This window comes from Thalassospira sp. SN3W (genome assembly GCF_038070535.1).
Taxonomy (GTDB): domain Bacteria; phylum Pseudomonadota; class Alphaproteobacteria; order Rhodospirillales; family Thalassospiraceae; genus Thalassospira; species Thalassospira xiamenensis.
The window spans coordinates 742501-760102 of record NZ_CP121124.1 but is presented as its reverse complement, the minus strand read 5'-3'; the positions used below and the strand labels follow the sequence as shown (position 1 = coordinate 760102).

18 protein-coding genes (1 of these 18 cut by a window edge) are annotated in these 17602 nt (G+C 55.3%); 6 read left to right on the top strand and 12 right to left on the bottom strand.

What is annotated here, in order from left to right:
• The first annotated feature begins 27 nt into the window (after positions 1-27).
• On the top strand, positions 28-936 hold the full coding sequence (locus tag P8T57_RS03305) for a LysR family transcriptional regulator (RefSeq protein ID WP_341364570.1): 909 nt from the start codon (positions 28-30) through the stop codon (positions 934-936).
• Here P8T57_RS03305 and P8T57_RS03300 read toward each other — a convergent pair.
• From P8T57_RS03300 to P8T57_RS03290, 3 genes are all read right to left on the bottom strand, one after another.
• The gene (locus tag P8T57_RS03300) at positions 933-1742 is read right to left on the bottom strand and encodes a DeoR family transcriptional regulator (protein ID WP_341364569.1); all 810 of its coding nucleotides are present in this window, start codon (positions 1740-1742) and stop codon (positions 933-935) included. The genes P8T57_RS03305 and P8T57_RS03300 overlap by 4 nt on opposite strands.
• A 167-nt stretch (positions 1743-1909) precedes the next feature.
• Positions 1910-2590 (bottom strand): cell cycle transcriptional regulator TrcR, encoded by a 681-nt coding sequence (locus P8T57_RS03295; RefSeq protein WP_040060006.1) that lies wholly within the window; start codon positions 2588-2590, stop codon positions 1910-1912.
• A 311-nt stretch (positions 2591-2901) separates the two neighbouring features.
• The gene (locus P8T57_RS03290; RefSeq protein WP_341364568.1) at positions 2902-3936 is read right to left on the bottom strand and encodes an NAD(P)H-quinone oxidoreductase; all 1035 of its coding nucleotides are present in this window, start codon (positions 3934-3936) and stop codon (positions 2902-2904) included.
• Positions 3937-4016: 80 nt separating this feature from the next.
• On the opposite strand from P8T57_RS03290, the gene P8T57_RS03285 reads away from it, so the two are divergent.
• Positions 4017-4211 (top strand): DUF1192 domain-containing protein, encoded by a 195-nt coding sequence (locus tag P8T57_RS03285; protein WP_341364567.1) that lies wholly within the window; start codon positions 4017-4019, stop codon positions 4209-4211.
• Between the two features lie 446 nt (positions 4212-4657).
• On the top strand, positions 4658-5107 hold the full coding sequence (locus tag P8T57_RS03280; RefSeq protein ID WP_341364566.1) for a DUF1465 family protein: 450 nt from the start codon (positions 4658-4660) through the stop codon (positions 5105-5107).
• 42 nt (positions 5108-5149) lie between these two features.
• On the opposite strand, the gene P8T57_RS03275 is transcribed toward P8T57_RS03280, so the two are convergent.
• The 3 genes from P8T57_RS03275 to rpmE form a co-directional block, all read right to left on the bottom strand.
• Positions 5150-6613, bottom strand: coding sequence for an adenylate/guanylate cyclase domain-containing protein (locus P8T57_RS03275; protein WP_341364565.1), 1464 nt, complete (start codon positions 6611-6613; stop codon positions 5150-5152).
• Positions 6531-6908: a hypothetical protein gene (locus tag P8T57_RS03270; protein ID WP_341364564.1), complete on the bottom strand. Its 378-nt coding sequence runs from the start codon at positions 6906-6908 to the stop codon at positions 6531-6533. The genes P8T57_RS03275 and P8T57_RS03270 overlap by 83 nt, the downstream gene beginning before the upstream one ends.
• A 239-nt stretch (positions 6909-7147) precedes the next feature.
• Positions 7148-7375 carry a 50S ribosomal protein L31 gene (rpmE, locus tag P8T57_RS03265; RefSeq protein ID WP_007092400.1) on the bottom strand — a complete coding sequence of 76 codons (228 nt, stop codon included), beginning with the start codon at positions 7373-7375 and terminating at the stop codon, positions 7148-7150.
• A 281-nt stretch (positions 7376-7656) separates the two neighbouring features.
• On the opposite strand from rpmE, the gene cyaY reads away from it, so the two are divergent.
• Positions 7657-7989: an iron donor protein CyaY gene (gene cyaY / locus P8T57_RS03260; RefSeq protein ID WP_007092401.1), complete on the top strand. Its 333-nt coding sequence runs from the start codon at positions 7657-7659 to the stop codon at positions 7987-7989.
• Between the two features lie 45 nt (positions 7990-8034).
• On the top strand, positions 8035-9831 hold the full coding sequence (locus P8T57_RS03255; RefSeq protein WP_037990143.1) for an ABC transporter transmembrane domain-containing protein: 1797 nt from the start codon (positions 8035-8037) through the stop codon (positions 9829-9831).
• A 91-nt stretch (positions 9832-9922) separates the two neighbouring features.
• On the opposite strand, the gene P8T57_RS03250 is transcribed toward P8T57_RS03255, so the two are convergent.
• From P8T57_RS03250 to P8T57_RS03230, 5 genes are all read right to left on the bottom strand, one after another.
• On the bottom strand, positions 9923-11233 hold the full coding sequence (locus P8T57_RS03250; RefSeq protein ID WP_341364563.1) for an FAD-binding oxidoreductase: 1311 nt from the start codon (positions 11231-11233) through the stop codon (positions 9923-9925).
• Positions 11234-11283: 50 nt separating this feature from the next.
• Entirely contained in the window at positions 11284-12054 is a 771-nt protein-coding gene (locus P8T57_RS03245) for an amino acid ABC transporter ATP-binding protein (RefSeq protein ID WP_341364562.1), read from the bottom strand.
• Positions 12051-13394, bottom strand: coding sequence for an amino acid ABC transporter permease (locus tag P8T57_RS03240; protein WP_341364561.1), 1344 nt, complete (start codon positions 13392-13394; stop codon positions 12051-12053). Before P8T57_RS03240 ends, P8T57_RS03245 begins: the two co-directional genes overlap by 4 nt.
• Before the next feature lie 3 nt (positions 13395-13397).
• Positions 13398-14600 (bottom strand): ABC transporter permease subunit, encoded by a 1203-nt coding sequence (locus P8T57_RS03235; RefSeq protein ID WP_341364560.1) that lies wholly within the window; start codon positions 14598-14600, stop codon positions 13398-13400.
• Between the two features lie 69 nt (positions 14601-14669).
• A complete protein-coding gene (locus P8T57_RS03230; protein ID WP_341364559.1) occupies positions 14670-15710 on the bottom strand; it encodes an amino acid ABC transporter substrate-binding protein in 1041 nt (346 codons plus the stop codon).
• 190 nt (positions 15711-15900) lie between these two features.
• On the opposite strand from P8T57_RS03230, the gene P8T57_RS03225 reads away from it, so the two are divergent.
• Positions 15901-16821, top strand: a complete 921-nt coding sequence (locus P8T57_RS03225) for a LysR family transcriptional regulator (protein ID WP_341364558.1) — start codon at positions 15901-15903, stop codon at positions 16819-16821.
• 44 nt (positions 16822-16865) lie between these two features.
• Here the strand turns inward: P8T57_RS03225 and P8T57_RS03220 are convergent, their stop codons facing one another.
• A protein-coding gene (locus P8T57_RS03220; protein WP_341364557.1) for a peptidoglycan DD-metalloendopeptidase family protein crosses the window boundary here: on the bottom strand, positions 16866-17602 show its 3' portion. It continues 574 nt past the right edge of the window; only the last 737 of its 1311 coding nucleotides appear in the window; its start codon lies beyond the right edge, outside the window; the stop codon is at positions 16866-16868.

Sequence of the window (17602 nt, the reverse complement as noted above, 5' to 3'; positions counted from 1 at the left end):
TATGCGGATCATAAGGAATAGTTTTAGATGCGTGGCCTTAACCTTGATCAGGTGCATGCCTTTGCCGATGTGATCGAACTTGGCAGTTTTTCAGCCGCCGCCGCACGGCAGAATTTAAGCCAGCCTGCGATCAGTCAACAGATCCGCCAGCTTGAAGACAGACTTGGCGTGCGTCTGATTGAACGGGTTGGCAAACGCGCGATGCCAACACCCGCCGGGCAGGCATTGCTGGATCGGGTGGGGGAGATTGACGCATCGGTTCAGAACGCTCTGGACGCGGTGGCGGGATTTGCCAGTGGTACGGTCGGGCAGGTGCACATCGGAACCGGTGCAACGGCCTGCATCTATTTCCTGCCAAAGGTTCTTGAACAGTTGCAGCGGCGTTTTCCGGGGCTTGAAATCATCGTTCGGACCGGCAATACCAGCGACGTTCTGAAATCGATTGAGGAAAACAGCCTTGATATCGGGCTGGTGACATTACCGGCCAGCGGGCGCAGTCTGGATATCGTGCCGGTTCTGACCGATCCGTTTGTCGCGATCTTTGCCGACGGGATGGATGTGCCCGATCTGGTCCGGCCGGCTGATCTGGCAGATATTCCATTGGTCCTGTATGAACGCGGTGGGCAGACGCGCACGATTGTTGATGACTGGCTGCGGGCCGCCGGTGTTGCCAGGCATTCGATCATGGAACTGGGCAGTGTCGAGGCGATCAAGGAACTGGTGGGTGCCGGGTTGGGAGCAACGATTTTGCCCGCCATGGGCGCGCGGTTGGGCCGCACACAATTCCCGATCAAAACCCGCAAACTTGCCCCGGACCTTGCGCGGCGTCTGGCACTTGTGGTCCGGCGCGACAAGGTGATGGACAGCGGGTTGCGCGAAGTCCGCAACGGGTTGATTGCGGCCGCGCGGGACTGGACGGGGCCTAGTGTCAGCTAGTCTTCTTCGGGGACGAAGAAGGTCGGGAATTCGGCGTTTGGTTCGGGGATATGCAGGGCAACGCCGTTTTTTTCGATCATCTGGGCGATGGCAGCGGGCGGTGCGCAATCGGTAAAGAAGGCGGTGACCTGTGTGACAGAGCCGCCCCGCACCACGGCATTGCGGCCGAACTTGGTATGGTCGGCGACCAGATAGGTCTGGCGCGAGTTGGTCAGAATGGCGGAACGTGCGCGGACTTCCTGTTCGTCAAAGTCAAGAAGGCTGCCATCGGCATCAATGCCGCCAACGCCAAAAATGCCGTAATCGACCTTGTAGCTGTTAAAGAAGGCCTCGACCTCTGGCCCGAGAACATCGCGGTCGCGATTGCGCAACCGGCCACCAATCAGGGTGACATCAAAGCTGTCATTGGTGGCGGCGACATAGGCGACATTGAGGTTGTTGGTGAAAATCCGCAAACCGCGATGCTGCAAAAGCGCACTTGCCACCAGTTCCGGTGTGGTGCCGATTGAAAAGAACAGGGAGGCGCCATCGGGAATGGCGCGCGCGACAAGGGCCGCGATCTTGCGCTTTTCATTCACATGCAAAACCTTGCGCGCCCGATAGGCGATGTTTTCATGTTCGAGCGCCGGTTCAACCCCGCCATGGCGACGGCGCAGCAATCCTTCGTCGCAAAGGGCGTTTACGTCGCGTCGGATGGTTTGCGGGGTTACCTGAAAACGTTCGGCAAGCTGTTCAATGGTCTTGAAACCGTCAGCACGGACAAGTTCAACGATGCTGGCCTGACGTTCAGTCGGACGTTTTTGCATGAGGGGTTCTTTGGCGGTTGTTTCGCGGTTTTGTTTGAACGAATGTTATGTCGTGTTCATTTCAGGAATATTACCGTTTCACGGCATTCATATGAAACAAAACATATTCGCTTTTGGGTTGGTCGCCAAAGAGAAAAGGCCGCCCCGGTGGGCGGCCTTTGCATCGATCAGGAGCGGAACAGGTTTTCTGCTGCTTCCATGTAATCGGATGTTTTGGGTTCGTCTTTTTTGCGATCATCCTTTTTGCCGGGATAATCCGGTTCCGGGTTGATCTGCAATTCTTCGGGCAGCGGATCTGGCTCGACATTCTTGACGACCTTTTCCGGGTTTTTGCTGCGTGCGATCACGACCTGTTTTTCAAGGTCAAGTTCGATGCAAAGACCCATGGTCACCGGGTTGCGCGGCGTCAGGTTGGCCGAGTTCCAATGCGTGCGGTCGCGGATTTTGCCAATCGTGTCCTTGGTGGTCCCGATCAGTTTGCAAATCTGCGCATCCGAGAGTTCCGGATGGTGTTTAAGCAGCCATGCAATCGCATTCGGGCGATCCTGGCGTTTTGAAACCGGGGTGTAACGTGCGCCTTTGCCATGCGCGCGCGGACGCGGCAGGTCGGACTTTGCCATTTTCAGCAATGCACGCGGATCAGCTTCGCAGCGCGCGATCTCGTCTTTGGTCAACTGACCATTGGCAACCGGATCAAGGCCGACAATCCCCTGATTGACATCGCCATCGGCGATGGCCTGAATTTCCAGTTCATGCAGCTCGGTAAAGGCTGCAATCTGCCGGAACGACAAACCGGTATTGTCGATAAGCCATACGGCCGTTGCTTTGGGCATGAGGGGCTGAGCCATAATTCCTCCTGTTTACTCTTTCTCTCTCTGGAGACCGGCGATGGGATGAACCCCAAATACGCGGGAATATCTGCCCCAGAATATAATCTGTTTTGGTGTTCCGGCAACGCAGCAAAGGCAACCCAAGGTGAGTGCCGCGCGTCGCTGGAACCGCCACAGCGCTCTTTTCGATCAATGTGCGGTTAAAAGCAACAATCTGTTGCAGGTTATCGAAAAGAATATTTCTTTTCGACCCGCAATCGAAGGCCTGTTGCCGGGAAAGGGTGAAGCCGATGGTGATCGATATGCCTTCAACCCGGATCCGTAAACGATCAAGGCACTTCCAGTACCACTTTTCCAACATGTGCGCCACCCTGCAAAATCTCATGCGCCTGTTGGGCCTGATCCATCGGCAGGGTTTGGTAAATGACCGGTTTGATCGTGCCGTTTTCAAATAGCGGCCAGACCTGTTCGCGAAGCTTTCGGGCGATGGCACCCTTGTTGGCAACCGGCTGGGCGCGCAGGGTTGATCCCATCAGGGTCAGGCGCTTTAACAGAAGCGGGGTAAAGTTGGTTTCGGCCTTTGGCCCGTTCAGGAACGCGATGATCAGGATGCGGCCTTCCATTGCGGCCGCCTTGAAATTGCGGCCAACATAGTCGCCCGCCACCATATCAAGGATGACATCCGCCCCCCTGCCGTTGGTTGCGGATTTTACCTGTTCGACGAAGTCCTGCGTTTTGTAATTGATGGCGATATCCGCGCCAAGGTCCAGGCAGGCCTGGCATTTGTCATCGGTGCCGGCGGTGGTGATCACGCGCGCCCCAAACGCCTTGGCAAGCTGGATCGCGGTGGTGCCGATCCCCGATGTGCCACCATGAACAAGGAAGGTTTCGCCGGATTTAAGTCCGGCCTTGTCGAAAACATTGTGCCAGACGGTAAAGAATGTTTCGGGAAGGCTTGCGGCTTCTGTCATGGAAAGGCCAGCCGGAACCGGCAGGCATTGGGCGGCGGGTACAGCGGCATATTGGGCATAGCCGCCGCCGGTGACCAGCGCGCAAACCTGATCACCAACCTTCCATGTCGTGACATCGGGGGCGGTGGCAACAATTTCACCGGAAAGTTCAAGCCCCGGGATTTCCGATGCGCCGGGGGGCGGGGGATACATCCCGGCCACCTGCATCAGATCGGGCCGGTTGACCCCGGCGGCACGAATACGCACCAGAACCTCGCCCTGCGCGATTTCCGGCATCGCGACCTTGCCTGCGGCAAGATAGCGGTTTTCGCCGTCAATGCGGATTTCGATTGCCTGCATGTCTTTGGCAAGGTCTGGGGCAAGGCTTGGGGCAAGGTCGTCTGGCAAGGTCATGACAAAACTCCATAGCGAATGATAAATTCGGTCACTATGTAATAGCGGCAAAACCGCCAGGGGCAAAATGTCAAAGGAGGATGACTGTGGAAGAAGACGACCTGCAAAAACCTTTGGCCGCGATGTTCGGCCTGCCGCGGAGCCTTGACGGAATGTCGATTGAAAACCTTGTCGATTATCGAGCCGCCCTGCAGCAGGAACTGGTGCGGGTTGATGCGGCAATGGAGCATCGCAATGGTGTTCGCGCCGGGGCGGAAGCGCTTTTCAAGAACTGACGGGGGCGGGTACGCCAAAATATTAAACGTGAGGATATATTTTTAAACCTCCGGTTAATTGAATCTTAAACTTACCGTCTTATATATGGGTAGTGGGCCACTGTTTGGCCCCTTGTCGAACGTGATGTTTCGATGCCTCCCTGTTAAACTGAACCGCCCGAATTTAGGGCGGTTCTTTTTATGTTTTCGCCTTTTACGTACTGTTTATACGTATTTCGGTACGTATTAATACGTACTGTCATATTTCCGACACTTATTACCTTGACCCCTTGCCAACCGCTAGCTAGAGTTCGGCCACAAACAAGATCAAGAATAAAAAAAAGTCCGGCAAGTTTAGCAGGTTGAGGCAAGGCCGCCCTTTGGGGCGGTCTTTCTATTTCGGGGCAAATTCAGGGCAAATTTTCCCGAATGCTTGAAGCCCGGTGTCCGTTTCCCATATAAGCTTTATGACAAAAAAGGATCACCCGACCGGGATCGGGCAACCCTATCAAAGCAACTTCGCGATTGTTCCTCTTTCGCGAACCTATGACGAGGCTTTCACCCTGCTGGTGGAGGCACGAAATTATCTTTCCGCAAATCGAACCGCATCGCGCCGTGCTGTCCATGGTGGCCCTGGAATGAAGCAATTCGTTGAGGAGATGCGCATGACCAGCCGCCTGATCCGGACGATGGCGTGGCTGCTTGCGGTGCGGGCGGTTGAGGAGGGCGAGATTGATTGGGAAGATGCGGTTGATCTTGATGATCTGATGGTCGATCTGCAAATCTGTGTTCGCGACGACTGCGACGAAGAAACAGGATTTCCCCCCGCCCTTCGCGATCTTATGGAACGGGCCCATTCGCTTTATATGCGAACGGCGCGGATGGAGCTTCAGGTTGCGGCACGCTGTTCAGCCTGAGCAACGGTTCAGCCACCTTCTTCAGATTAAAGGCAAAATGCTTCAGGCGCGCGGGGTCGCGGCAAAGACTTCTATCGGTTCGGCAAAGCCCTTCATCTGGCGTGTGCCTTTCGATGTGAAGGTCGCCCGGCTGCCGGCGTAGGTATCCTTTACGTTCTGCGATACCAGAATTTCGTCACCACCAGCCTGGGCGCAGACACGTGCGGCAAGTTGCACGACGCTGCCAAACAGATCGTTTTCTTCGGCAATGGCCTCGCCGGCATTGATGCCGATGCGAACCTGGAATTTCAGGTCCTCGCGGCCATTATGCTGCGCCATGTTGCGCTGAATTTCGATGGCGGCTTCGACGGAACTTGCAGACGACGGGAACACGGCCATGATGCCATCCCCCATATGCTTCACTTCCTTGCCGTAATTATTGATCAGGGCGGTGCGCACGATCTGGTTGTGGATATGCACCATCTTCTGGGCGCCGACATCACCCAGTTGCTGGGTCATCTGGGTCGAATTGACGATGTCGGTAAACATCAGCGCATGCAGCTTGTTATTCGCGTTTGCTGGCGCGCCAGTCGGCTTTTCGGACCATGACGCAATCGCACGCGACACCGATGTGGTGATGCTCTGCTCGTCCTTCATGTAGGCATCCATCGAGCTTCTGCCCGCGCCATACATGTCCTTGTATTTTGGTTCCAGGATATAGCTGTCGACATTCTTGCAGAATGTGTCGGCCATATTGTGGGTTGCCCCAAGTGCGGAAATGCAGTCTTTCAGAACACTTCGTCCCTGACTGGTGCCAAGGGCGTTCTTCTCGCTACACGCGTCGCAGGCACCGGCAACGTAAAGATTGACGCCGAATTTGTGATAGGCGTCCATGTTCGGAACGGTCCGCTTGATGGCTTCTATCGAACCGGCGATGAAGGATTTCATGACCTCGCGCGTGGCCTGAAGGGCTGGCGTTACGGTCATTGGCTGATCGGGGATGCCGTCATCGCGCGGCTCGGATGCGGATTGGGTATCGTCGGTTTCATCCGCATCGATGTCGGGCATTGCTTCATTTTCAGAACGCGCAACCTCGGCGGCCATTTCTGCAAAGCTGCCCGATAAGGACGGGCGGTTCGGCGATGCCGTCTTGCGCCCCGGTCTGGCTGAACGTTTGGCCACGGGCTGTTGCGCCGGCTCTGTTCGTGCCTTGCCCTTGAATTTGCTTGTGATGCTCATCAGCATCGGTGTCGCACTGGCAAGGAAGCCGACAATAAAGGATATGAAATTGGCCTTGTCGTAGAAGCCCTGACTGATCGAAAGTCCCATACGCGGCAGATATTCAAGCCCGTGAGATGCGCCAAGCATCGCAGCCAGACCGATGGCAATCGCGATGCAAAACGCCATCACCAGTTTCAGCGCCACAGCAATGAGGCCCGGGCTTTCATCCGGGCTGGCTGTTTTGACCTTTGTCCGGGCCGGTTTTAGGGCCGGGTGGGAAACCTGTTCGGGGGCTTGCTGGCGCACGCGCCGGGGCCGGGCGGGTTGGTGCTGTCTTTGGTGCGTTCTGGGGTTTGTCTTTTGCGCCGCTTTGCCGCGTTTCATAGATGACATATTCATCCGCGGCATTGGTCGCATGGTTATAGACTTCGCGAATGACCTTCACAGCCGAGACATGCGCCATCTTTTCAAGCGAGCGCGCCTCTTCCTCGGCCTGCTTTTTCTGCGCACCGGTAAAATGGGCGTGAATTTCCCAACGCCCTGAACGGTCTTTTACATAGACCTCATAACTGACCTGGGTGCGCGCAATCACCTGGTTCATTCGGTTCGCCCAGTCTTCCTGACAATAGGGGGACCCCATCCCCGTTTTCCGCGCGGTATAGCGCCGGTTGAAGATTATGGCAAGAAAATGTCCGGATGACCATTAAATATGGCTAATGCCCCCGTATAGCTGGGTTGCATACCATTCTGATTCTGCATCCGGAAAAGAAAAACGCCCGCAGCATCATGAAGACGCTAGCGGGCGCTGATCCCATAAATCGCCAGAAAGGCGAAATTTGCTTAGTTATTACCGATATTGAAACCGGCGAAGCGTTTTTTGAACTTCGCGAGCTGACCGCCGCTGTCGAGCAGACGATGAACACCAGTCCAAGCCGGATGGCTTTTCGGATCGATGTCAAGCTTCAGAACGTCGCCCGGATTGCCCCAGGTCGATTTGGTGGTGAAGCTGCTGCCGTCCGTCATCTGAACGGTGATTTCATGGTAATCGGGATGGATGTCTTTTTTCATCGCCTATCACTCCGGAATTTGAAGCGCGGTGTATAAGGTAAAAAATCGACCTATGCAACCCCTGTATCCGGGAATTATTGGATAAAGCCTGATTAACGGTTGCGATAGGCGTTTTTTCCCGGCGGGCAGGGTGATATTGCACACCGCATCGGGTAATAATCCGTAGTTCCTGTGTGATGCAGACTTGCGCGAGACTCTTTATATAGTATGGTGCGCCAGCATATGAAATTGTCGCCTTGCCAGGGGGCGTTTTGCCCCTTTTGACAGACGGAGTGTTGATCGTGGCCCTTGATGAAACCCGCTTCCATCAGCTTGCTGATGACACCATCGAAACCCTCTCGGATCATATAGATGACGAGATGGGCGATGATCTTGATGTCGATCTGCAATCGGGAATCCTGACGATCGAGCTCGACTCGGGTGAACAGTTCATCATCAATAAACATGGTCCGAACCGCCAGATATGGATGTCCTCGCCGGTCAGCGGGGCCAGCCATTATGATTTCGATGAAGACAATGAAAGCTGGACCTCGACCCGCGGGTCGACGACGCTGACCGATCAGCTTTCGGCGGATCTTGCGGTGAAAACCGGTCGGCGACTTGATCTCGACTGATCCGATCATGGAAATGGCAGGAAAAGCGTAAACTGGAAGGCTGCTGTGGCATTAAATCCTCGTACTTCACCCCGTCTTGCAGACAGGGACTCCAGTCGTAATTTCTCCGCTCTTCGCGCCATTATCCCCTTCGTTCGGCCCTACAGGTTGCAGGTTGCCGGTGCGATGGTGGCACTGGTTGTTGCGTCGGGCACGGTGCTTGCGCTTGGCAGCGGGTTGCGCATGCTTGTTGATCAGGGGTTTGCCGATGGCAATGCCTCCTTGCTTGATCAGGCGCTTTTTGTTCTGTTTGCCGTAACGCTGCTGATGGCCGGGGCAAGCTATGCCCGGTTCTTTCTGGTATCGTGGATCGGGGAGCGTGTTGTTGCCGATATCCGTTCGGCGGTTTATGCCCACATCATCCGGCTGGATCCGGGATTCTTTGAGGTAACCCGCACAGGTGAAGTCCTCTCGCGGTTGACAACAGACACCACCCTTTTGCAGGTTGTGATCGGATCAAGTGTTTCGATTGCGCTTCGCAATATCCTGATGTTTGTCGGCGGTCTGACCATGCTGGCGATCACCAGCCCCAAACTGACCGCACTTGTTTTGCTCGTCGTGCCGTTGGTGGTTGTGCCGATCATCGGTTACGGGCGCCGGGTACGCCGCCTGTCGCGTGAGGCACAGGACCGCATTGCCGATGTCAGTGCCTTTTCCGAAGAATCGCTCAATGCGCTGCGGACGGTTCAGGCCTATACCCACGAAAAGATTGAAAGCGACAAGTTTGATGGCTTTGTCGAAGGCGCATTCAAAACCGCGATTTCGCGTATTTCGGCGCGCGCCCTTCTGACCGCCATTGTCATCGTCATGGTGTTTGGCGCGGTGGGGACGATTTTATGGATCGGCGGGCATGACGTGCTGGATGGCACGATTTCGGCCGGGGACCTTTCTGCCTTTGTGTTCTATGCCATTGTTGTTGCCGGTTCTGTCGGTGCCATCAGCGAGGTGATCGGTGATCTGCAACGCGCGGCGGGGGCGGCTGAACGCCTGATGGGGTTGCTTGAAACCGAACCGGCGATTGCCGCACCGGCAAACCCGGTCCAGATGCCGCAAAAACATCTTGGCCATGTCAGTTTTGAAAACGTCACTTTCCATTATCCGGCGCGCCCGGACCGCTCGGCACTGACCGGTTTCTCGTTACAGGTCAAACCGGGGGAAACCGTAGCACTTGTCGGCCCGTCGGGTGCGGGCAAAACCACGGTGTTTCAGCTTCTGCTGCGATTCTACGATCCGGCGAACGGCGTGATCAAGGTCGATGACGTCGATATCCGTACGGCTGATCCGATCGCCGTGCGCGAACGGATTGGTCTGGTGGCGCAGGATCCGGTGATTTTTGCCGCCAATGCGTGGGAAAACATCCGCTATGGCCGCCCTGACGCGTCCGACGAGGACGTCCGGGCGGCGGCCGATGCCGCCCATGCAACCGAATTCCTTGATCGGTTGCCCGACGGTTTTGACAGCTTCCTGGGGGAAAGGGGCGTTCGTCTTTCGGGTGGGCAGCGCCAGCGCATCGCGATTGCACGCGCAATCCTGCGCAATCCGTCGGTTCTGCTGCTTGACGAAGCCACCAGTGCGCTGGATGCCGAAAGCGAGCAGGTGGTCCAGAAGGCGCTTGAAACCATCATGGCAACACGCACCACCCTTGTGATTGCCCATCGACTGGCAACCGTGCTGCATGCCGACCGGATTGCCGTGATTGATGACGGAAAGCTGATTGCCATAGGGACCCATCAGGAACTTATGGAATCAAACCCGCTTTATGGCCGTCTGGCCAGGTTGCAGTTCGAACAGGATGCGGCATAGGCCCCAGCAATCGGCTATGGATTAAAAGACAAGCAAGGGCGGCCCCGTCGGGCCGCCCTTTTCTTATTTCCGAGGGGGATTAATGCCGCCCCTAAAACCCAAGTCGATCCGCCAAGCTGTGCCATTTCATGATCGCGGGCAGGAACCACGGATGACCGGTATAGAACGGGCGGGTCTTGAAGGGGAATTCTTCAAAGATTGTGTAGCCTTCGGCCTGATCAAGCACCTTTTGCGCAATCTTGCGTCCGAAGTAATTCGCCCGTCCGACGCCCGATCCGCAATAGCCCATGGCATAATGCATGCCATCCATTACCCCGATATGCGGGACATGATCGAAGGTGTAGGCGATTTTGCCCGACCAGACGTAATCAAGTTTTGCGTTTGATAGCTGCGGGAACAGGCGCGTCATGAAGTTTTGCAGGTATTTATGATATATCTGCGGGCAATCACCATAACCAAGCGACCGCCCGCCAAACAGGATGCGTTTGCCATCGGGGGAGGGACGGTAATAGACCGAGAGACGTTCGGTGCTGCCGTGACAGCGTAGTTTGGGGGACACCGACCGGATGACGGATTCCGGCAATTCTTCGGTGGCGATCATCGCGGAGCGGATCGGAATCAGGCGGCGTTTGAATTTACCGAACGGCCCGCCGGTATATCCGTTGGTCGCGATGATGACATGATCGGCGGTGATTTTCTTGTCATCGATGCTGATGTTGAACTGGCTGTTGTTTTTGATCACCTGACGTACGGGACTGTGATCAAACAGTAATGCCCCGTCGCGCTTTGCAATTTCACACAGACCGTGAAAAAGCTTGGCCGGATGGACCGCGCCATCGGTCGGATAAACCACGCCGCCGTAATAGGCGTTCGATCCGACTTCGTCGCCCTGTTGGGTGCGGCTGATTTCAATCGCGGGGAAGTCGACAATCTTGGCGATTTCGCTGGCCTGTTCGATCAGACCGGCATAGTGAGCGGGGTGACTGGCGCCGCGAAAACGGCCGCAAATCTGAAGGTCGCAGTCGATCTGTTCGTTGCGGATGAAATCGACCAGCCAGTTAAAGGCGGCGAGACTTTCGCGGATCGTGGCGTGAACCTGTTCGCGGCCATATTGGCGTTCAAGGCCATTTTCACCCAGCTTGCTGAAGCTCGGGCCAAGCATTCCGCCATTGCGGCTGCTGGCGCCGTTACCGAACGCGTCGGCTTCGAAAACAACGACTTTCTGCCCGGCACGGGCAAGGGTGATGGCGGCCGAGATGCCGGTATAGCCCCCGCCGACAATGACAGTATCGGCACGCTTGGGAAGATCGCGAAGGTTGATCGATGCTTCGGGTTTTTTCGGCGCGATGGCCGCCTGCCAATAAGGCGCATGGATATAGTTCGATGAATGTTTTGCCAACATCTCGATGTGTTCCGTTTCAGGGCGTGTATCGGGGATTAGGGGATCAGGACCTAAAGAATGTGATTGAGGAACTCCCGCGTGCGATCCCATTGCGGATGCAAGAGGACTTGCTCAGGTGGGCCAACTTCAACAATTTCGCCGTCCTGCATGAACACCACGCGGTCGGCGACCTGACGGGCGAACTGCATTTCGTGGGTGACACACACCATGGTCATGCCGGTTTCAGCAAGCTTGACCATCACATCAAGCACCTCCTTGACCATTTCGGGGTCAAGGGCTGATGTCGGTTCATCAAACAGCATGATTTTCGGATCCATCGCGAGGGAGCGCGAAATCGCCACGCGCTGTTGCTGACCGCCGGAGAGCTGCCCGGGGAAGCGATCCGCAAGATGTTCGATGCCAACACGCTCAAGCAATCCCATGGCGATATCGCGGGCTTCGCTTTCGGTTTTCTTGCGCAACCATGTCAGGCCAAGGGTGCAATTCTGTAAAACCGTAAGATGGGGAAACAGATTAAAGTTCTGAAATACCATGCCCATGGTTTGATGAATGAAGAGGTCGCTTTTCTGGTCGCGGGCAAGTTCCTGCCCAAAGACGCAAATCCGGCCCTCCTGATATTCTTCAAGATGATTGAGGCAGCGAATCAAAGTGGACTTGCCGGAGCCAGAGGGGCCGCACACCACCATGATCTCCTGCTCGCCAACGGTCAGGGAGACGTCACGCAAGGCGTGATAGGATCCAAACCATTTGTTCAGGTTATCGATTTCAATGGCCGGGCGGGACAGTTTGCCTGCCGGTGCCTGCGGATCAGACAGAGTCATGAGCGATGCGCTTTCAGTCGTTTTTCAAGGTTCAGGCTGTATTGCGACATGCCGTAGCACATCACGAAGAACAGGATCGAAATCAGGGCAAGCGGTTCTGTATGCAGGCCGATCCAGTTTTTGTCGTTGGCGATATTGCGCGCCATCAGCATGATGTCGAACAGGCCGATGATCGACACCAGGGTCGTGTCTTTGAGCATGCTGATAAAGGATGTCATGATGTTGGGGATCATCAGCCGCATGGCCTGTGGCAGAATGATCAGGCCCATCGTCAGCCAATAGCCAAGGCCCAGTGTCTGGGCGGCTTCATATTGGCCGTCGGGAATGGCCTGCAGGCCGCCGCGAATGTTTTCGGCCATATAGGCCCCGGCAAACAGGCAGACCGCAAACAGGACTTGCGAGAGTTTGTCGGGCTCGGCACCGCTTGGCAAAAAGATCGGCAAAAGGGTTACGGCCATGAACAGAACGGTAATCAGCGGAACCGCGCGTACCAGTTCGATCAGCATCATCGATAGCCAGTGAATGACCGGTAGTTTCGAGCGTCGCCCAAGGGCCAGTAGAATGCCGACCGGAATGGACATGGTAATCGCAAAAGACGCAATGATCAGTGTGAGGAACAATCCGCCCCAACGATCCACCGGAACCGGTTCCAGATGCACCTGCGCCAGTACGCCGCCGCAAAGGATCGACAGAACGGCCCAGATCAAAAGGAAACCGTTCATATGTTGCCCGCGCCGAAACAGCTTTGACGTCAGCGGTGTCAGCCTTTCCGGCAGGGATGGCTGCCCGGCGGCACACAGCATCCAGTTCAGATACAGCAGGATGAAGTAGCCCGCAGCCAGCGACGTAAAGATCATATGAATGATCCCGACATCCTGTCCGAAGGTGCCGCCAAGAAACATATAGGCCCCAAGGAACGGATACAGGGTGATCCAGCTGATCAGGATGGAATTGCGATAGGCAATGCGCCGGGTCATCAGGGGCAATAACCATAACAGCGCCATGATGACACCGCCATTGACGCGCCATTGTTCTTCATCCGGATAACGCCCGTAAATCAGGCCGTTAAACCAGTCGATCACACCGGCCCAGCAGGCACCATCCGGGCTTATATCCATGCATTCGCGCCGGGTGGCCGCATTCCACACCGCGTTGAAGACAGCCCAGTCAAGAAACGACTTCGCGACATAATAGATCAGCACCAGAACCGAAATGGTCAGCAGGCTGTTGCCGATGCTGTTAAAGCAGCGCTTTTGAATGCGACGCAGCAGGTTTTGCTCGTTCGTGGCCGGAAGGCGGGGCGGGGTGGGAACGAAATGTTTGAGCTTCTGTTCAGACATTGCTTACCTCGCCTTGATTTGCACGTGGGCGTTATATTTGTTGAGCAGATATGAAATGATCAGACTGACCACGACGTAAAAGCCCATCACCATCGTAATGATCTCGATCGCGCGCCCCGTCTGGTTGACCGATGTCTGCATAAAGACCGACACCAGTTCGGGAAAGCCGATGGCAACGGCAAGCGACGAATCCTTGGTCGCGACCAGCCAGGAATTGGCAAGCGGCGGAATAATGGCGCGAACGGCCTGTGGAATCAGGATCAGGCGAAGCGTCTGAAACCGTGAAAAGCCGATGGTCGCGGCGGCTTCATGTTGTCCCTTGCTGATGGATTCCATGCCCGCACGCACGGTTTCGGCAATGGCGGCGGACCGGTAAACCGTCATTGCGATAAAGGCCGCGCCAAATGCCGAGGGCAAAAACATGCCGCCCTCGATATTGAAGCCCTGCAACGCGGGTACAGACCAGCGCAATGAACTGCCAACGATCAGGGCCATGCCACATAACACAAGCCCCCAGAGGGCAAAGGCAATCCGGTACGAACGGCTGACCGATCCGTTCTGGCGTTGCTGGCGACGTATGCCACGCAACAAGAACCAGAGCGTGCCAAGCAATATCAGGCTTACTGCGGCAATCAGCCAGCCGGACATATCACTGACGGCGGATGGCATGTAAAAGCCGCGATTGTTCAAAAAGATCAGCCCGGCAAACCCGTAACCGCTGCGCGGTGGCGGCAGGGCGGAAAAGACGGTGGTGAACCAGAAAATAATCTGGATCAGCAGCGGGACATTACGGACCACCTCGACATAACAACGCGCCAGTTGCGACACCAACGGGTTATGGGACAGGCGCAAAATGCCAACAATGGTGCCGATAAGGGTGCCAAAGACAATGACACAGAAGGACAGGAACAGGGTGTTGACGATCCCGACCAGAAAGACCCGCCAATAGCTCATACTCGGGTCATAGGCGATCAGGCTCCAGCTTATGTCAAAGCCGGCGGTCGTTTGCAGAAAGTCAAACCCGAAACTCAGACCGAGCCTGTCAAGGTTCTGTGCCGAATTTGAAAACAGATACAAAAGAACTGCCAGCACAAGGCCAAGCGTTGCGGCCTGTATGACCACGCCGCGTGTTGAATCCTTGTTCAGACAGGAGAAAATGCTGTGCGCGATGCCGGGTTTTGGACGCGATGGCGAAATAAAGTTCATACCGGGGTAACCGTGGGAATGTGGGGCATTCAGGCAGGCTGGATCACCAGCCTGCCTGAACGTACGGAATTAACGGAATGACTTTGCATACATCAGGCCGCCACCCTGCCAAAGGGCATTGAGCGTACCTTCGCGGTCCAGACCCAGAATGCTGTCCGGGCCGACATTGCGTTCATAGATTTCGCCGTAATTGCCAACATTCTTGATGACCTGATAGGCCCAGTCCTGCGGCAATCCCAGACCGACATGCAGATCACCTTCGACCCCCAGAATACGCCGGATGATCGGGCTTTCCGAATTGGCGCGCATGTCATCAACATTTTCCGAGGTAATGCCGTATTCTTCGGCGGCAACCATCGCCTGGAAGGTCCATTTCACGACATTGGCCCATTCGCTATCATTCTGTTTGACGGCAAATGACAGGGCTTCCTTGGAAATGGTTTCGGGCAGAACAACATAATCTGCCGGGTTCGGTGCGGCGGAACGTTGTGCGGCAAGGCCGGATTTGTCATTGGTCAGCGCGTCGCAGTTATCGTTAAAGAACGCGGTGTTACGCACGGCCGAATCATCGAAAACAACCGTTTTCAGGTCCAGACCATGTGTCCGGCTGTAATCTGCAAGGTTCAGTTCGCTCGATGTGCCGGTCAGCACGCATACCGTCGCCCCTTTAAGCTGTTTGACAGACGTGACACCAAGGTCCTTGCGAACCATGAAGCCCTGACCGTCATAGAAATAGGTGTCAAGGAAGTCGAGGCCCTGGCTTACATCACGTGACAGCGTCCAGGTCATGCCTTTGGAAAGGATGTCGCCCTTCCCGCTTTTGATCGTGGTAAAGCTCTGTGCCCACTGAACCGGCAGGAAGTTGACCTTGCCGGCATCTCCGAAAACGGCTGCGGCAACACCACGGCACATATCGATATCCATGCCCTGCCATTCGCCTTCCTTGTTCAGGCTGTAAAAGCCCGGGAAGGAGTTCCCGATCACACAGCTAACACTGCCGCGATCCTTGACGGTCTGAAGTGTCGATGTGCCTTCTTCGGCCTGACTGGCCGACGTCTGGACGAAAATCATGGCTGCACTGACAGCCAGCGCCGAGGCAAATTTATTCATTATGCTTCCCTGATTAAGGTTCTTGTTGATGCTGTTTCTGCAAACCGGTTTTCCGTATCGCAGTTTGTGATGCTGCTGCATCAGACGCGATTTCCGGCCCCCCGGCGCAAAATCATCGTGATCCTAGGATAAGAACAAGAATAATGGTATTGAATGTTTTTAATGGTTCGATAACTTCGAGTTATGATTGATGAATATCAAGCGTTTACGGATATTTCACGAGGTTTTTGTCACTGGCAGCATCACCCGCGCGGCCGAACGAAGCTTCGTCAGCCAGCCTGCTGCCAGCAAGATGCTGGCGAATTTCGAGGCGGAAATCGGTTACAAGCTGTTCGTTCGACATAACGGTAAACTCCTGCCGACCGACGAAGCGCACTTCCTGCATGATGAAGTTTATTCAATTCTGCAAGGGCTTAGCCATCTTGAAGACAGTCTGAAAGCGGCACGCAATAATAAGGGCGGGCGTTTGCGGATCTGTTCCATCTTTGGCCCTGCCTATCGCTTTTTGCCTGAACTGATTGCCGATTACATGAAAAGGAATCCCGGTGTGCAGGTCAGCCTGCATCATGCGGGTTGTTCAGTGATCCGGCAGGGGGTGGCATCCGGACAGTATCAGATCGGGCTGGTGGATAAATCCGAAAGCTCGCTTAGCCATGAATCGGTTTCGATGGATTTGCCCTGCTTTTGTGCCGTTCCACTTGATCATCCTGCCGCCCGGCTTGATGAGGTGACATTGGCGGATGCCGGAACATCCCCCTGGATCACACTTGATTCGGAAAATGCCACCACACGGGAATTGCGCCGGGCTTATGACGATGCCGGGATCACGTTCAATCGTATCATCGAGGTCCATACGACGGTTCATGCCATGTCGTTTGTCAATCTCGGCATGGGTTTGACATTGGTCGATGCCCTTAATTGCCGGTATTTCAGCGATGCCTTCAACTTTCCCAACATCCGGTTGCTGCCGTTTCGTCCTCGCATTATGGAGCCACTGGAAATCATTACGTCCAACGTGCGGCCGTTATCGGGTATGGCACGTGATTTCTATGACGGTCTTATTCTTGAAATGCATAAAATGCTGGGGGGCGAGCAGGCACCAAAAGCATAAAGCCCGCCAAATGGCGGGCTTGCTAAATTTTCAGGAAGTGCTGTTTATTCGGCGCTGGCGACTTTGCGGTTATGCATCGAAAGTTCGGCATACTGCCCGCGGAGCCCCTCTGCCTTGGCCAGGAAAGTTTTCAGTTCGTTTCCTTTAAGGGTCTTGCCGCTTGGCATCTTGACCTTGATCGGGTTGACCTGGGCGTTGTTTTTCAGGATTTCGAAATGCAGGTGCGGGCCGGTCGATGCGCCGGTGGTGCCGACATAACCGATGACATCCCCCTGCTTGACCCGCGATCCCTGTTTAAGGCCCTTGGCAAAGCCCTTCATATGGGCATATGCGGTATCATAGGAATCGTTGTGGCGCAGACGGATATAGTTGCCATAACCCCCATTGCGGCCGATCTGGGCAACGGTGCCGTTACCTGCCGCAAAGATCGGCGTTCCCGGTGGGGCGGCGAAATCCACACCCTTGTGCATCTTGGTAAAACCAAGGATCGGATGCTTGCGCGCGCCAAAGCCCGATGACAGACGCGCACCATTGATCGGGGTGCGCATCAGGGCACGGCGATACGATTCGCCCTTCTGGTTATAGAAGTCAACATCGCCATTGCTGTCTTTATAGGAATACAGACGGACATTATTGCCGCTTAGCGTCATGCTGGCATAAACCACATCGCCATAGCGAACGCGCTCGCCGGCATCGTTGCGCAGTTCCTCGAACATCACCTCGAAACTGTCACCGGGCTGAATGTCGCGCTGGAAATCGACTTCATAGGAATAAAGCTCTA

What these genes read in the sequence shown, in the direction of transcription:
- P8T57_RS03305 (WP_341364570.1), top strand. Translation starts at nt 28, where the DNA reads ATGCGTGGCCTTAACCTTGATCAGGTGCATGCCTTTGCCGATGTGATC.
- P8T57_RS03300 (WP_341364569.1), bottom strand. Translation starts at nt 1,742, where the DNA reads ATGCAAAAACGTCCGACTGAACGTCAGGCCAGCATCGTTGAACTTGTC.
- P8T57_RS03295 (WP_040060006.1), bottom strand. Translation starts at nt 2,590, where the DNA reads ATGGCTCAGCCCCTCATGCCCAAAGCAACGGCCGTATGGCTTATCGAC.
- P8T57_RS03290 (WP_341364568.1), bottom strand. Translation starts at nt 3,936, where the DNA reads ATGACCTTGCCAGACGACCTTGCCCCAAGCCTTGCCCCAGACCTTGCC.
- P8T57_RS03285 (WP_341364567.1), top strand. Translation starts at nt 4,017, where the DNA reads ATGACTGTGGAAGAAGACGACCTGCAAAAACCTTTGGCCGCGATGTTC.
- P8T57_RS03280 (WP_341364566.1), top strand. Translation starts at nt 4,658, where the DNA reads ATGACAAAAAAGGATCACCCGACCGGGATCGGGCAACCCTATCAAAGC.
- P8T57_RS03270 (WP_341364564.1), bottom strand. Translation starts at nt 6,908, where the DNA reads ATGAACCAGGTGATTGCGCGCACCCAGGTCAGTTATGAGGTCTATGTA.
- rpmE (WP_007092400.1), bottom strand. Translation starts at nt 7,375, where the DNA reads ATGAAAAAAGACATCCATCCCGATTACCATGAAATCACCGTTCAGATG.
- P8T57_RS03250 (WP_341364563.1), bottom strand. Translation starts at nt 11,233, where the DNA reads ATGTTGGCAAAACATTCATCGAACTATATCCATGCGCCTTATTGGCAG.
- P8T57_RS03245 (WP_341364562.1), bottom strand. Translation starts at nt 12,054, where the DNA reads ATGACTCTGTCTGATCCGCAGGCACCGGCAGGCAAACTGTCCCGCCCG.
- P8T57_RS03240 (WP_341364561.1), bottom strand. Translation starts at nt 13,394, where the DNA reads ATGTCTGAACAGAAGCTCAAACATTTCGTTCCCACCCCGCCCCGCCTT.
- P8T57_RS03235 (WP_341364560.1), bottom strand. Translation starts at nt 14,600, where the DNA reads ATGAACTTTATTTCGCCATCGCGTCCAAAACCCGGCATCGCGCACAGC.
- P8T57_RS03230 (WP_341364559.1), bottom strand. Translation starts at nt 15,710, where the DNA reads ATGAATAAATTTGCCTCGGCGCTGGCTGTCAGTGCAGCCATGATTTTC.
- P8T57_RS03225 (WP_341364558.1), top strand. Translation starts at nt 15,901, where the DNA reads ATGAATATCAAGCGTTTACGGATATTTCACGAGGTTTTTGTCACTGGC.